This window comes from Bacillus cereus, from assembly GCF_002561295.1.
GTDB classification, from domain to species: domain Bacteria; phylum Bacillota; class Bacilli; order Bacillales; family Bacillaceae_G; genus Bacillus_A; species Bacillus_A cereus_S.
Genome location: NZ_NTUG01000002.1, coordinates 24,435 through 38,848 on the forward strand (window position 1 = coordinate 24,435; position 14,414 = coordinate 38,848).

Sequence of the window (14,414 nt, forward strand, 5' to 3'; positions counted from 1 at the left end):
GCACTTCTAGAACATTTTATATGATAGGAAGCACCAATGAAGGTTATTACATGTGAATACAAATTTGTATTATTCCCAAAAAATTTGAGGGAGGGAATCACTTGGAAAAGGTTGATATTTTTAAAGATATCGCCGAGCGTACAGGCGGTGATATTTATTTAGGGGTTGTAGGAGCTGTTCGAACAGGGAAATCAACGTTCATTAAAAAATTTATGGAGCTTGTTGTTATTCCGAATATCGAGAATGATTCAGATCGTCAGAGAGCACAAGATGAATTACCTCAAAGTGCTGCTGGACGTACGATTATGACAACAGAACCGAAATTTGTTCCAAACCAAGCGGTTTCCATCCAAGTTGATGACGGCCTTGAAGTGAATATACGATTAGTAGATTGTGTAGGTTATACGGTTCCTGGGGCGAAAGGGTATGAAGATGAGAATGGCCCACGAATGATTAATACACCTTGGTATGAAGAGCCTATCCCGTTTCATGAGGCTGCTGAAATCGGAACGCGTAAAGTAATTCAAGAGCATTCTACTATTGGGGTTGTCATTACAACTGATGGAACGATTGGGGAAATTCCAAGACGGGATTATATAGAAGCAGAAGAACGTGTTATTAATGAGTTAAAAGAAGTTGGTAAACCATTTATCATGATTATTAATACGGTACAGCCGTATCACCCAGATACAGAACAGTTACGTCAAAGTTTATCAGAGGAGCATGATATTCCTGTATTAGCAATGAGTGTCGAGAGTTTGAGAGAAACAGATGTTTATAATGTACTTCGTGAAGCTTTATTTGAATTCCCGGTTTTAGAAGTGAATGTAAATCTACCAAGCTGGGTTATGGTACTAAATGAAGGACATTGGTTACGTCAAAGTTACCAAGAAGCGGTTCAAGAAACAGTGAAAGATATAAAAAGGCTTCGTGATGTAGACCGAGTTGTTTGGCAGTTTAGTCAATATGAGTTTATTGATCGAGCGAGCTTAGCAGGGATTGATATGGGGCAAGGAGTTGCGGAGATTGACTTATATGCGCCTGATGAGTTGTACGATCAAATATTAAAAGAAGTTGTGGGGGTAGAAATTAGAGGGAAAGACCATTTATTAAAGCTTATGCTTGATCTTTCTCATGCGAAAACGGAGTATGATCAAGTTTCAGATGCTTTAAGGATGGTCAAACAAACAGGGTATGGTGTGGCTGCACCTGCTTTAGCTGATATGAGTCTAGATGAGCCGGAAATTATTCGCCATGGATCGCGTTTTGGTGTGAAATTAAAGGCTGTTGCACCATCTATTCATATGATTAAAGTGGATGTTGAATCTACATTTGAACCAATTATTGGTACCGAAAAGCAAAGTGAAGAACTTGTCCGTTATTTAATGCAAGATTTTGAGGATGATCCGCTTTCTATATGGAATTCCGATATCTTTGGACGCTCGCTGAGTTCAATTGTTCGAGAAGGAATTCAAGCAAAATTGTCTTTAATGCCTGAAAATGCACGCTATAAATTAAAAGAAACGCTCGAAAGAATTATTAACGAAGGATCTGGCGGATTAATTGCCATTATTTTATAACCAAAGGCCCCCTGTGCTAGCAGGGGGCTTTTTTTATTCCGTATTAATGGCAGTAATCTCCCACTGATTAAAGTTTCACTTTATCTCTGTTATTCGAAGGTAGTAACACCTCTATTGAAAAATGAGGAGAGTTGGTAGAGAGAGTGGTATGAAAACGCATGTTTCGGGAGTGGACGGCAAATAAACAGCAATTATCTAACAATTTGTAGCATATTGTCAAGTTTCATCGATTTTTCACATTTTCACAGTAACAATTTCTTTAAAAATATTGAATTATACAGGAGAATCGTATAATATAGGCGTTGATAATGATTTATCTACATCTTTGTAGTATAGAATTTGTAAAAATTGCCTACAAATGAAAGTAAGACTCATTTTATGATCATTATACAGTCTTATCTTTGGGAGGAGGTGAATGGCATGAACAAGACAGATTTAATCAATGCTGTTGCAGAAGCAAGTTCCCTTTCTAAAAAGGACGCAACAAAAGCAGTTGACGCTGTTTTTGATTCTATCTTAGAAGCTTTAAAACAAGGTGATAAAGTACAATTGATCGGATTCGGTAACTTCGAAGTTCGTGAGCGTGCGGCTCGTAAAGGACGTAACCCACAAACTGGTGAGGAAATTGAAATCGCTGCAAGTAAAGTACCTGCATTCAAACCTGGTAAAGCGTTAAAAGATGCGGTTAAATAATCCTTACATATTAACAGGGAAGAAGAGTTTCCTTTTTTGGGAACTCTTCTTTTTGCTTTTAAAATCATAAATATGCTAGAATGTGTTCGTATCACTTTTAGGTTTTTCGGGAGGGTTAAGCGGATGGCAAAAATTAACTTAGAACAAATCGAGCAAGCAGTGCGTCTTATTCTAGAAGCGATTGGAGATGATCCGAATCGTGAAGGAGTACTTGATACGCCGAAACGTGTTGCAAAAATGTATGCAGAAGTATTTTCAGGTATGCATGAAGATCCAAAGGAACATTTGCATAAAGTGTTCGGAGAAGATCACGAGGAGCTTGTATTAGTAAAAGATATTCCATTTTATTCGATGTGTGAGCACCATCTTGTTCCGTTTTACGGAGTTGCTCATGTTGCATATATTCCACGTGGTGGAAAAGTAACAGGTTTAAGTAAATTAGCTCGGACTGTAGAGACAATTGCACGTCGTCCACAACTTCAAGAACGTATTACTTCAACAGTCGCTAATTCTATTATGGAAGTACTAGAACCTCATGGTGTGATGGTAGTTGTTGAAGCAGAGCATATGTGTATGACAATGCGCGGCGTGAAAAAGCCGGGTGCAAAAACGGTAACGACATCAGTACGCGGTGTACTGGAAAATGACGCAGCGGCACGCAGCGAAATTTTGTCTTTTATTCAGACAAAGTAAAGGAAAGCGGGAAACTGCTTTTCTTTTTTATTTATGAGTGTTATATGAATAGAAATCCAAAGTATAGTTTGTTTTGATTCCCCAAGTTTTGGTTATAGAAAATAGAATGTATGTGTTATAATAAGTTTTATGAATTAGAAAACAAGGGTGATTTTTTGTGTGTGACATCTACGGAGGATATGCGGATATAAAGGAGCAGTTACTAGTAAAACTGCGCCATCCTTATTTTATAAACTATATTGAAGAACCATTTATTGATGAAGAAAAAGTAGTGCTTTTGTATGCTGCTTTAAAAAGTGCAAATTTACATAAAGAACAAATTGACCATTATGTGGTAACGATCATGCTCGTGCAGATTGCTCTTGATACACATGAAAGGGTGTCAAATAAAGCAGATAAAGAAACGAGCGGATTTCATAAACGTCGTCAACTTACCGTTCTTGCAGGGGACTATTATAGTGGACTGTATTATTATTTACTTTCAATGAATTGTGATATTGTACTGATTCGTGCGCTAGCTGAAGGAATTAAAGAAATTAATGAACATAAAATTATGTTATATCAGAAAGTATATCAAACGGTTGATGAAGTGATGGGGAGTATGATGAAAATTGAATCTGCACTTCTGCAAAAAACGTGTGATCATTTTCATGTATCACATTGGAAACCGTTTATAGCGTATGTATTAGGAAGAAACCGTCTTCAAAAAGAGTATCAATTGCATGCCGAAAGAAAAAGTGCACCTGTTTTTCAAGCGGTTCAAACGATTCTATCAAATGATGGTGACAGAAGCGTGAAAACCATCTATAAAGAGTGGTTGGAAGAAGTGGACAAACAAGAACGTGCATTTCTACAAAATCATAAAGAAATTGGGGATGTAATTTCTACTTTAAAAGGTCAATTAAAAACATAAGCAATTTTATATTGGAAGAAGGTAAGAGCATGCAGCAGTCAAAAGAAGAAAGAGTACATGATGTATTTGAGAAAATCTCTGATAAATACGATGTAATGAATTCGGTTATAAGTTTTCAAAGGCATAAAGCATGGCGAAAAGAAACGATGCGAATTATGGATGTACAACCTGGAAGTAAGGCGTTAGATGTGTGTTGTGGAACTGCTGATTGGACAATTGCACTTGCTAATGCTGTAGGTCCAAACGGAGCGGTACATGGTTTAGACTTTAGTGAAAATATGCTAGCTGTCGGTAAAGAAAAGGTAAAAGCGTTAGGATTGACGCAAGTGGAGCTTTTGCATGGAAATGCAATGGAACTTCCGTTTGAAGATAATACATTTGATTATGTAACAATTGGGTTTGGATTACGGAATGTTCCAGATTATATGCATGTATTAAAAGAAATGACGCGTGTCGTAAAACCGGGTGGAAAAGTAATTTGTTTGGAAACATCACAACCAACGATGATTGGTTTTCGTCAGGGATACGTTTTATATTTTAAATATATCATGCCGTTATTTGGAAAAATGTTCGCAAAAAGTTATAAGGAATATTCGTGGCTTCAGGAGTCTGCTAGCACATTCCCAGGGATGAAAGAATTAGCAAATATGTTTGAGTCCGCTGGGCTTGAGCGTGTACAAGTGAAACCATTTACTTTTGGAGTAGCAGCTATGCATTTAGGGGTTAAACCAAAATCAAATTAGAAAAAAGACGTTTTAGGTTAAGGTGGACAATATGAAGTTACAACTTATGTACTCTTTTTTACGATCGGATATTAATGTGATAGAAAAAGAATTAAAAAAAGTTGTTGCCTCAGAGCAACAACTCATTGAAGATGCAGCATTGCAACTTATTGAAGCTGGTGGGAAACGGATTCGTCCTGTTTTTGTGCTCCTTGCCGGGAAGTTCGGTGACTATAAGCTAGAGACGATTAAACATGTAGCGGTGGCACTAGAGCTTATTCATATGGCTTCTCTTGTTCATGATGATGTAATTGATGCAGCGCTTTTGCGAAGAAATAGTGCAACTGTAAATGCAAAATGGGGAGATCGTATTGCAATGTATACGGGAGATTATTTGTTTGCAAAGTCTCTTGAATGTATTACAAATTTAGAGGTTCCAGAAGCTCACCGGGCATTGTCATATACAATTTTGGAAGTATGTAAAGGTGAAATTGAACAAATTAAGGATAAGTATAACTATAATCAAAATTTAAGAACATATTTACGACGAATTAAGAGAAAAACGGCATTGTTGATTGCGGCTAGCTGTCAATTAGGCGCCATTGCTTCTGGTGCAAGTCGTGACACTGTAAATCGCTTGTTTTGGTATGGTTATTTTGTCGGGATGTCTTATCAAATCATTGATGATATTTTAGATTTCGTCTCAACAGAAGAGAAACTAGGAAAACCTGCTGGTGGAGATTTATTGCAAGGAAATGTTACACTTCCAGCTTTGTATGCAATGGAAGATCCGAAGCTTCGTGAAAAAATTGTATCTGTTCATGAAAATACAACTGCAAGTGAGATGAAAGAAATTATTCACGATATAAAAACAAGTCCAGCAATCGACCAGGCATTTGCTTTTAGTGAACGTTATTTACATAAAGCATTAGAGGTAATAAAACCATTGCCACGCGGGCAAGCGAAATATGCATTACAAAATGTTGCAAAGTATATTGGAAAACGAAAATTTTAATGACTTTCTTTTACAAATAAAATAATCTCTCTATTTCAAAACTATTGCACAATTGTGATAACGGTGTTAATATGTGTGTGGGGATATACAATTACATACATAATTCAGAAGTGGAGAGATTTTTTATGGAAAAAACATTTCTAATGGTAAAACCAGACGGCGTACAACGTGCTTTCATCGGGGAAATTGTAGCTCGTTTTGAGAAAAAGGGCTTTCAATTAGTTGGTGCGAAATTAATGCAAGTGACTCCAGAAATTGCAGGAGAACATTACGCTGAACATAAGGAAAGACCTTTCTTTGGTGAATTAGTAGATTTCATTACATCTGGTCCTGTTTTTGCAATGGTATGGCAAGGTGAAGGTGTAGTAGATACTGCTCGTAATATGATGGGTAAAACAAGACCTCATGAAGCGGCACCAGGTACAATTCGTGGCGATTTTGGTGTAACAGTTGCGAAAAACATTATCCATGGATCTGATTCTTTAGAAAGTGCAGAACGTGAGATTGGTATTTTCTTCAAAGAAGAAGAGTTAGTAGATTACTCAAAATTAATGAATCAATGGATTTACTAATTATTTTGAAATAATTTGTAAACGCTTTAATCACTGTGATAATAGTGAAAAGTGCAAGGGGATAATGACTTCCTCTTGCACTTTTTTAGTTTCAAATAGTTACGAAGGTAAGCCTGGTGTGATATATTGATACATAAAGTAAAGTTTCTTAATTAATAGAAACTTTACTTTATGTATGAACAGGATAAAAAATTATGTTTAAGCGAACAGTATGTGTTCTGCCCTACTATTTTCGTTTTTAGTATGGCGTTGTAGTATTGCTAGAACAAATGAAATAAATACAAGAAAAGAGGAATAACCGATGAGATATATTACAGCTGGTGAGTCCCATGGTCCGCAACTTACAACGATTTTAGAGGGTATTCCAGCAGGTTTATCGTTAGTAGTAGAGGATATAAATGAAGAGTTAGCAAGAAGACAAAAAGGGTATGGCCGCGGAAGGCGTATGCAAATTGAAAAAGATCAAGTGCAAATTGTCAGTGGTGTTAGACATGGATATACACTTGGGTCTCCAATTGCACTTGTTGTTGAAAATAAAGATTTTACCCATTGGACAAAGATTATGGGAGCAGATCCGTTAACTGAACAAGAAGCAAAAGAGATGAAAAGACAAATTACAAGACCGAGACCTGGTCATGCCGATCTAAATGGTGCAATTAAATATGGGCACCGTGATATGAGAAATGTACTTGAACGTTCTTCGGCACGTGAAACGACAGTTCGGGTTGCAGCAGGGGCTGTTGCGAAAAAACTTTTAGCTGAGTTAGGTGTAAAGGTTGCAGGACATGTAATTGAAATTGGCGGTGTGCAGGCAGAAAAACTTACATATGATTCAATAGAACGATTACAAGAAATTACAGAGGAATCTCCTGTTCGTTGTCTAGATGAAGAAGCAGGTAAAAAAATGATGCAGGCAATTGATGATGCAAAAGCGAGTGGAGATTCAATTGGTGGGATTGTAGAAGTAATTGTAGAAGGAATGCCAATAGGGATAGGAAGTTATGTTCATTATGATCGAAAGCTTGACGCGAAATTAGCAGCTGCAATCATGAGTATTAATGCTTTTAAAGGTGTGGAAATTGGGATTGGATTTGAAGCAGCGCATAAACCAGGGAGTCAAGTGCATGATGAAATTCTTTGGGATAAAGAAGATGGGTATACAAGGAGAACAAATCATGCGGGTGGATTAGAAGGTGGTATGACAACAGGGATGCCTATCGTCGTTCGCGGTGTCATGAAACCAATTCCAACCTTGTATAAACCTCTTCAAAGTGTTGATATTGATACGAAAGAATCTTTTTCAGCGAGCATTGAACGTTCTGATAGTTGTGCTGTACCAGCAGCTAGTGTTGTAGCAGAAGCGGTTGTTGCCTGGGAACTAGCGGTAGCTTTAGTAGAGCAATTTGGAGCGGATCGTATAGATTGTATTCGTGAAAATATAAACAAACATAATGAATATGCGAGGGAATTTTAATGAAAAAAATACATATTCAGACGCAGTCTAAAGAGTATGATGTATATATAGGGAAAGATGCGTTGTCGCATTTGACAACGCTTGTTCGAAATATGGATCCGGTTGTTTCTAATATAATGATTATTTCTGATGAATCTGTTGCTTCTTTTCATCTAGAGGAAATTAAGAAGGCATTGCAAGTAGAAAAACACGTTTTTTCATTTGTCGTTCCAAGTGGAGAAAAAGAAAAATCATTTGAGAATTTTTATGCGGCTCATACTTCAGCGCTTGAAAATGGGATGGATCGACATTCTTTAGTTGTTGCACTTGGTGGAGGAATGATTGGTGATTTAGCTGGTTTTATTGCGGCGACATTTATGCGTGGTATTCGCTTCATTCAAGTTCCGACAACGTTACTAGCGCATGATAGTGCAGTTGGTGGAAAAGTTGCAATTAATCATCCGCTAGGAAAAAATATGATTGGAGCGTTTCATCAGCCAGAAGCGGTGCTCTACCATACACCATTTTTAAATTCGTTACCAGAAAAAGAATGGCGTTCCGGATTTGCTGAAGCAATAAAACATGCTTTGATTGGTGATGTGGAATTATATCGTTGGTTAAAGCGTGAAGTGAAGACATTAGAAGATATAAGAGATGAAAAGTTAATTTATATTTTAAAGAGAGCGATCCCTGTAAAAGCGAATATCGTGGCTCAAGATGAAACGGAGCAAGGGGTGCGCGCTCATTTGAACTTTGGGCATACATTAGGACATGCGCTCGAAAAAGAAATGGGATATGGGAACATCACGCATGGTGATGGGGTTGCGATTGGTATGTTATTTGCCATGTTTTTAAGTGAGCAAATTTATAAAATAGACCTTGGTTATAAAGAAATGAAGCGTTGGTTTTCTCAATATGGTTATCCGAACATGCCAAGAAATTTAAATACAGAACGTCTTGTGCAGATTATGAAACAAGATAAAAAAGCAAATGCAGGAATAATTCGTATGGTGCTTATGCAGGAATATGGGGTAGTAAATGTCGTATCTATTTCAGATGAGACTGTCCATACTGCATTAGAAGCATTTCAAAGAGAAGAGAAGTCTGTGTAATTCGCGCAATTTGTGGCGTGATTCCAGCTGGTTATAATAAGATTGAAGAAATATTGACTGTAACAGATCGTTTCGTGAAAGCGATAGATGTACCCAATGTTTTGCAGAAATGTATTCGTGTAATGATGACAGTCGTACAAAGAAAGGTATAACATGAAGTCAAGCATGTATATGTAGAGATGGCAACCATACTTCGGCCTACTCTAGTAAAATGACAGGGGGAATCCAAATGAGAGTAAAAGAGCAGTTATTAACTTTGAAAGCATATGTACCTGGCAAAAACATTGAAGAAGTAAAAAGAGAATATGGGTTATCTAAAATTGTGAAATTAGCATCTAATGAAAACCCGTTTGGGTGTTCAAAACGGGTAACGGACGCGTTAGCTTCCCTAGGTACGCAATATGCTTTATATCCTGATGGAGCAGCTTTTGAACTTCGTGAAAAAGTAGCTGCGCACCTTCATGTGAAAGCAGAGCAACTTTTGTTTGGTAGTGGGTTGGATGAAGTGATTCAAATGATTAGCCGTGCTTTATTACATAAAGGTACAAATGTTGTAATGGCAAATCCAACTTTTTCACAGTATTACCACCACGCTGTGATTGAAGGAGCAGAGGTTCGGGAAGTATCGCTTAAAGAAGGTGTTCATGATTTGGATGCGATGCTTACAAAAATTGATGAAAACACACAAATTGTATGGATTTGTAATCCAAATAACCCAACAGGCACTTATGTAGAAAAGCAAAAGTTACTTTCATTTTTAGAGGCAGTTCCAAAGTCAGTGCTTGTTATTATGGATGAAGCATACTATGAATATGCGGGAGCTGAAGACTATCCGCAAACATTGCCGCTTCTTGAAAAATATGAAAATCTTATGGTGTTGCGCACATTTTCAAAAGCATATGGTTTAGCTGCTTTTCGCATTGGTTATGCCGTAGGGAATAAAAAACTGATACAGCAATTAGAAGTGGCGCGATTACCATTTAATACGTCGACTGTTGCGCAAGCTGTAGCATCGGTTGCAATAGAAGATCAGGCATTTTTGCAAGAATGTATAAAGCAAAATGCCGAAGGATTAAATCAGTATTATACGTTCTGTAAGGAATACGATGTTTTTTATTATCCATCACAAACAAATTTCATCTTTTTAAAACTTGGAATCCCTGGTAATGAAGCATTTGAAAGATTAATGCGAAAAGGATATGTTGTTCGTTCAGGTGCTGCGTTTGGTCTGCCAGATGGTATTCGTATTACAGTTGGTTTGAAAGAAGAGAATGAGGAAATTATTACTTTGCTTACAGAGCTTGTGAAAGAACAGAGGAAAAAAGAAGAAACATATTCTTAAGAAAAGTCACGGCTCCTGTTTAAGGAGTCGTTTTCTTTTACGGTATACATATTTGCCTGATGAAGAAGGAAAGCGGTACAATAAAGGTATATATAAACTGATAAGGTAAGATGGAGTGTTTTAGGAGGGAGAGAGCTTTGGTCTGCATAGCAGCTGCCGGTGCTTTGTTCCGCCCGATGAAAAGTGAAGCGATGCCTCGCGGTATGATTATTCATGGGAAGAAGTTGTAAGGGGATGTCATTCATAGTCATGGAGGTCATCGCATTGGTATGATGCTTACAATTGCGTCTTGTATAGTAGAAGGACAAATTGAAAACGGTGATGCAGTCGCAAGATGTTATCCGAAATTTTTTGAGCAGCTAGGATTATTGTGAGGATTCTTTTCTGCTCCTTTTAGTTGCTTCCATCACAACTGTTGTTTATGATTAATGAACAGAAGAGAATATTATAAGAATTGAAGGAGATATGTATGCAAAAGTTTGAACAGGCTGTTTCTTATATTGAAAATGGAGAAGCGGAAAAAGGCTTAACACAATTAAAAGAATTGCTAAAACAAGGGACGGATGAAGAGAAGTATGATATTGCTCGCTACTATCATACACTAGGGTTTATGGATGAAGCGTTAGCGATTACAGAAGATTTACGTTTGTTATATCCAGAAGAAAGTGAGTTTACAATATTTTTAGCAGAATTATATATTGATTTAGATAAAGAGGATGAGGCAATTGAAGTGCTTCACGATATCTCTGAAGACGATGAACTGTATGTTCAATCTTTACTACTTGTGGCGGATCTATTTCAAATGCAGGGCTTTGATGATGTTGCAGAGCAAAAGCTATTAAAAGCAAAAGAAATGATGCCAGAAGAGCCTGTTATTACTTTTGGACTTGCAGAGCTGTATAGCAGTAAAGGGGAAGAGCAAAAAGCGATTGCTTATTATCAGGCATTACTTTCTGATCATAAAGTAATGGGAGGCGTTGTAATTGCTCTTCGTTTAGCTGAAACGTTAAGTGCAATTGGAAACTGGGAAGAAGCAATTACGTACTATGAAGAAGGGTTAGAAGAACAAAAAGATATTCATTCTTTATTTGGATATGCATTTACACTTTATCAAGGTGAAGAGTATCAAAGGTCGATTGGAGCTTGGAAAGAATTAAAAGAACTAGACCCAGAATATGCATCCTTATATATGTATTTAGCTAAATGTTATGAGAAGGAAGGCATGCTTCAAGAAAGCTATGAAACACTTCACGAAGGAATTAAAATTGATGAGTTATCCGTGCCTCTTTATGTAGAACTTGCGAATATTGCAGCAAAGATAGGGAAATTAACAGAAGCAGAAGAATTGCTTCAAAAAGCATTACAGCTTGATCCAGGACACTTAGGTGCAATATTAAAATATGCATATATTTTAAAAGAACAAGAGAAATATGAAGAATTAATTGCTGTTGTAGAAAATGCAATGGATAGTGGAGAACAAGATACACAATTACTTTGGGACCTGGCATTTGCGAAAAAACAATTAGAAATGTATTCTGATGCATTAAAACACTATGAGAGTGCATATACTTCTTTTAAGAATCATTCGGATTTCTTGGAAGAGTACGGTTATTTTCTATTAGAAGAAGGGCTGCGAAAAGAAGCGAAAGAAGTGTTTACACGCTTACTACAACTAGACCCAACACAAATTCACATCGAAGAATTACTATATAATTTAGAGGATTTTTCGTAAGTTGGAAGGAAAGTGAATGCTGCTTCTTGAATCTAAATAAGAAAAGAGAAAGACAGAGGAGGGACTGAGCGCTATGAATACCCCTGTTTCTGTAAACGAGAAGAAGGATTTTGTAAAATGGTTTTTAAACAATTATCAACTGAAACAGCGTGAATGTGTATGGATTTTAAATTATTTAATGAGTCATGATCAATTAATGCACAAGGTCCACTTCGTAGAACATGCAAAATATTGCCCTCGTGGTTTAGTGATGTCAGCAAATTGTGTAAAAGATACACCATTTCACTTCTTTAAACAAAATGTGATGACGACGGATGCAGAAAAGTCGTTTCATGACATTCGTTTAAATCGAGATGAGGATATTTATATTCAACTTAATTTTAAATCATCGTTCCAAAATGCAAATTATGTAGCGGTATTAGAAGAAAATCCATACTTGCCAAAGCATATTGAAGTAAATGAAAAAGATCGTTTACTTGCAGAACGATTTTTAGAAGAGAGTGTATTTTCATTTCGAAAGAATCGACTGTTACAGCAAATTGATGAAGCACTGGACAATCAAGATAAGGAAGCTTTTTGTAAGCTAACAGAGGCATTGAAGAGTTTGTAGGAATGATAATTTTATTTAATTTTGACAAATTTCTGACTGTTCGAAGAAAAACTACCTATATTAGGTAGTTTTTCTTTTTTTACCTGTTTTAGTATGGTTTAATATATATAAAGTGAAAGTTCTGTCATTTAGAGTGGGATTATATGCAAAGGAGGGAATGTATGGTGAAATGGGCTGTAAAAGATGTAGAACAATTTGAACAAGCTAGAGAGTATGTGGATACTTGTATTATCCCCCTTCTTTCTATTTCCGTAGCGAAAGAAATGAAGAGTGTTGTAGCACAAGGAGAATTTATTGAAATTTTAAGTATGGAGCTAGAAAGAGAATATAAAGGAAGAGTGTTTTTGTTGCCCTCGTTTACTTATTTAGCGGAACAACAACAGGAGGAGCAAGAACGTTTGCAAAGTTGGACAAGGCATTTGCAAGAGCAAGGATTGAAACATATTGCTTATGTTACAAGTGACTTTGCGTGGAAAGAGGGAGGAACCGCATTACAAGGACATTTATTTTGGTTACCAGCTTTATCGCTAGAGGAATTTAGTGATCAGGCGAAAAGAGAAGTGATTCATGCGCATATAAAAAATATAATGGAATTATTGACTGAAAAATGGGAAAATAAAAAATAAGCAGATAGTTCTTATGATTATGAGTAGTATGATATTGACCTGCGCATGTGGGTATTATATCATGATAGTGTCCTAGTTTTTATTTTTATACTGTTTTGTCACGGGGGGACAATTTCTGATAGAGGGGGGAAATTTTCGTGAGCGAGAAAGAACATCGTGTGTCAAGAAGACAATTTTTAAATTACACACTTACAGGTGTGGGGGGATTTATGGCAGCTGGGATTTTAATGCCGATGACGCGCTTTGCACTTGATCCAGTTTTAAGGAAAGAGGCAGTGGGGGATATGGTTGCTGTTGCGCAAGTTAAAGAGGTTACGACAGAACCAAAACGCTTCGACTTTAAAGTGAAACAAGTTGATGGTTGGTATAAGTCAGAAGAACCAAAATCGGCATGGGTGTATAAAAATGAAAGCGGCGACATTGTAGCGCTCTCTCCGGTGTGTAAACATTTAGGATGTACGGTAAACTGGAATTCGGACAAGAGTCATCCAAATCAATTCTTTTGTCCTTGTCATGCGGGGCGTTATACGAAAGATGGTAAGAATGTGAAGGGAACTCCACCGCTTGCACCGCTTGATTTGTATGATGCAAAAGTAAAGGATGGTACGCTTTATCTAGGTAAAGCAAAGCCACAAGGGGGTGCGAAATAGATGCTAAATAAAATTTATGATTGGGTGGACGAGAGGCTGGATATTACACCGATATGGCGTGATATTGCAGACCATGAAGTGCCAGAACATGTAAACCCAGCGCATCACTTTTCAGCATTTGTCTATTGCTTTGGGGGATTAACGTTTTTTGTTACTGTCATTCAAATTTTATCAGGTATGTTTTTAACAATGTATTATGTACCTGATATTAAAAATGCTTGGGAATCCGTTTATTATTTACAAAATGAAGTTGCATATGGACAAATTGTTCGCGGTATGCACCATTGGGGCGCTAGTCTTGTAATTGTAATGATGTTTTTACATACCCTTAGAGTTTTCTTCCAAGGTGCATATAAGAAACCTCGTGAATTAAACTGGATTGTCGGTGTTCTTATTTTCTTTGTTATGTTAGGTCTTGGTTTTACCGGATATTTATTACCATGGGATATGAAAGCTTTATTTGCAACAAAAGTAGGGATTCAAATCGCGGAGCAAACACCGCTTATCGGCCCTTATATTAAAACATTACTTGCTGGTCATTCCGAAATTGTCGGTGCTCAAACATTAACTCGCTTCTTTGCTATTCACGTCTTCTTCTTACCAGCAGCACTTCTAGGCTTAATGGCCTTCCACTTCATCATGATTCGCAAACAAGGTATTTCAGGTCCGCTATAAGAGATTGCTAATTTGAAAGAATGGGA

Annotated in this window: 15 protein-coding genes and 1 pseudogene; all 16 read left to right on the top strand. The window is 37.0% G+C overall.

Annotated features, from left to right (window positions below):
* Positions 1 to 101 precede the first annotated feature (101 nt).
* The 16 genes and pseudogenes from spoIVA to qcrB all read left to right on the top strand — a co-directional run bounded on the left by spoIVA (position 102) and on the right by qcrB (position 14,388).
* On the top strand, positions 102 to 1,580 hold the full coding sequence (gene spoIVA / locus CN373_RS00690) for a stage IV sporulation protein A (protein ID WP_000416524.1): 1,479 nt from the start codon (positions 102 to 104) through the stop codon (positions 1,578 to 1,580).
* A gap of 420 nt (positions 1,581 to 2,000) precedes the next feature.
* Entirely contained in the window at positions 2,001 to 2,273 is a 273-nt protein-coding gene (locus tag CN373_RS00695; RefSeq protein ID WP_001043860.1) for an HU family DNA-binding protein, read from the top strand.
* 123 nt (positions 2,274 to 2,396) lie between these two features.
* Complete coding sequence (gene folE, locus CN373_RS00700; protein WP_098358617.1) at positions 2,397 to 2,966, top strand: GTP cyclohydrolase I FolE; 570 nt, start codon at positions 2,397 to 2,399, stop codon at positions 2,964 to 2,966.
* 157 nt (positions 2,967 to 3,123) lie between these two features.
* Positions 3,124 to 3,879, top strand: a complete 756-nt coding sequence (locus CN373_RS00705) for a heptaprenyl diphosphate synthase component 1 (RefSeq protein WP_000332835.1) — start codon at positions 3,124 to 3,126, stop codon at positions 3,877 to 3,879.
* Positions 3,880 to 3,908: 29 nt separating this feature from the next.
* Positions 3,909 to 4,622 carry a demethylmenaquinone methyltransferase gene (locus CN373_RS00710; protein WP_098358618.1) on the top strand — a complete coding sequence of 238 codons (714 nt, stop codon included), beginning with the start codon at positions 3,909 to 3,911 and terminating at the stop codon, positions 4,620 to 4,622.
* A 31-nt stretch (positions 4,623 to 4,653) separates the two neighbouring features.
* Entirely contained in the window at positions 4,654 to 5,616 is a 963-nt protein-coding gene (hepT, locus tag CN373_RS00715; RefSeq protein WP_098358619.1) for a heptaprenyl diphosphate synthase component II, read from the top strand.
* 125 nt (positions 5,617 to 5,741) lie between these two features.
* Positions 5,742 to 6,188 (top strand): nucleoside-diphosphate kinase, encoded by a 447-nt coding sequence (gene ndk, locus CN373_RS00720; RefSeq protein WP_000415880.1) that lies wholly within the window; start codon positions 5,742 to 5,744, stop codon positions 6,186 to 6,188.
* A 301-nt stretch (positions 6,189 to 6,489) separates the two neighbouring features.
* Positions 6,490 to 7,662: a chorismate synthase gene (gene aroC, locus CN373_RS00725; RefSeq protein ID WP_001269392.1), complete on the top strand. Its 1,173-nt coding sequence runs from the start codon at positions 6,490 to 6,492 to the stop codon at positions 7,660 to 7,662.
* Entirely contained in the window at positions 7,662 to 8,753 is a 1,092-nt protein-coding gene (gene aroB, locus CN373_RS00730) for a 3-dehydroquinate synthase (RefSeq protein WP_000719840.1), read from the top strand. Before aroC ends, aroB begins: the two co-directional genes overlap by 1 nt.
* Positions 8,754 to 8,982: 229 nt before the next feature.
* Positions 8,983 to 10,095, top strand: coding sequence for a histidinol-phosphate transaminase (gene hisC, locus CN373_RS00735; protein WP_098358620.1), 1,113 nt, complete (start codon positions 8,983 to 8,985; stop codon positions 10,093 to 10,095).
* Positions 10,096 to 10,274: 179 nt separating this feature from the next.
* Positions 10,275 to 10,469: pseudogene (locus tag CN373_RS25030) on the top strand (3-phosphoshikimate 1-carboxyvinyltransferase); the annotation flags it as partial.
* Between the two features lie 95 nt (positions 10,470 to 10,564).
* Positions 10,565 to 11,827 (top strand): tetratricopeptide repeat protein, encoded by a 1,263-nt coding sequence (locus CN373_RS00740; protein WP_098358621.1) that lies wholly within the window; start codon positions 10,565 to 10,567, stop codon positions 11,825 to 11,827.
* Positions 11,828 to 11,900: 73 nt separating this feature from the next.
* The gene (locus CN373_RS00745; RefSeq protein WP_001095920.1) at positions 11,901 to 12,437 is read left to right on the top strand and encodes a ReoY family proteolytic degradation factor; all 537 of its coding nucleotides are present in this window, start codon (positions 11,901 to 11,903) and stop codon (positions 12,435 to 12,437) included.
* 164 nt (positions 12,438 to 12,601) lie between these two features.
* A complete protein-coding gene (locus CN373_RS00750; protein WP_098358719.1) occupies positions 12,602 to 13,063 on the top strand; it encodes a YpiF family protein in 462 nt (153 codons plus the stop codon).
* A 137-nt stretch (positions 13,064 to 13,200) separates the two neighbouring features.
* Positions 13,201 to 13,713, top strand: a complete 513-nt coding sequence (locus CN373_RS00755; RefSeq protein WP_001290425.1) for a ubiquinol-cytochrome c reductase iron-sulfur subunit — start codon at positions 13,201 to 13,203, stop codon at positions 13,711 to 13,713.
* Positions 13,714 to 14,388 (top strand): menaquinol-cytochrome c reductase cytochrome b subunit, encoded by a 675-nt coding sequence (gene qcrB, locus CN373_RS00760; RefSeq protein WP_000932700.1) that lies wholly within the window; start codon positions 13,714 to 13,716, stop codon positions 14,386 to 14,388.
* The last annotated feature ends 26 nt before the right edge of the window (positions 14,389 to 14,414 follow it).

What these genes read in the sequence shown, in the direction of transcription:
- qcrB (WP_000932700.1), top strand. Translation starts at nt 13,714, where the DNA reads ATGCTAAATAAAATTTATGATTGGGTGGACGAGAGGCTGGATATTACA.
- CN373_RS00710 (WP_098358618.1), top strand. Translation starts at nt 3,909, where the DNA reads ATGCAGCAGTCAAAAGAAGAAAGAGTACATGATGTATTTGAGAAAATC.
- CN373_RS00695 (WP_001043860.1), top strand. Translation starts at nt 2,001, where the DNA reads ATGAACAAGACAGATTTAATCAATGCTGTTGCAGAAGCAAGTTCCCTT.
- folE (WP_098358617.1), top strand. Translation starts at nt 2,397, where the DNA reads ATGGCAAAAATTAACTTAGAACAAATCGAGCAAGCAGTGCGTCTTATT.
- CN373_RS00740 (WP_098358621.1), top strand. Translation starts at nt 10,565, where the DNA reads ATGCAAAAGTTTGAACAGGCTGTTTCTTATATTGAAAATGGAGAAGCG.
- hepT (WP_098358619.1), top strand. Translation starts at nt 4,654, where the DNA reads ATGAAGTTACAACTTATGTACTCTTTTTTACGATCGGATATTAATGTG.
- ndk (WP_000415880.1), top strand. Translation starts at nt 5,742, where the DNA reads ATGGAAAAAACATTTCTAATGGTAAAACCAGACGGCGTACAACGTGCT.
- CN373_RS00745 (WP_001095920.1), top strand. Translation starts at nt 11,901, where the DNA reads ATGAATACCCCTGTTTCTGTAAACGAGAAGAAGGATTTTGTAAAATGG.
- hisC (WP_098358620.1), top strand. Translation starts at nt 8,983, where the DNA reads ATGAGAGTAAAAGAGCAGTTATTAACTTTGAAAGCATATGTACCTGGC.
- aroC (WP_001269392.1), top strand. Translation starts at nt 6,490, where the DNA reads ATGAGATATATTACAGCTGGTGAGTCCCATGGTCCGCAACTTACAACG.
- aroB (WP_000719840.1), top strand. Translation starts at nt 7,662, where the DNA reads ATGAAAAAAATACATATTCAGACGCAGTCTAAAGAGTATGATGTATAT.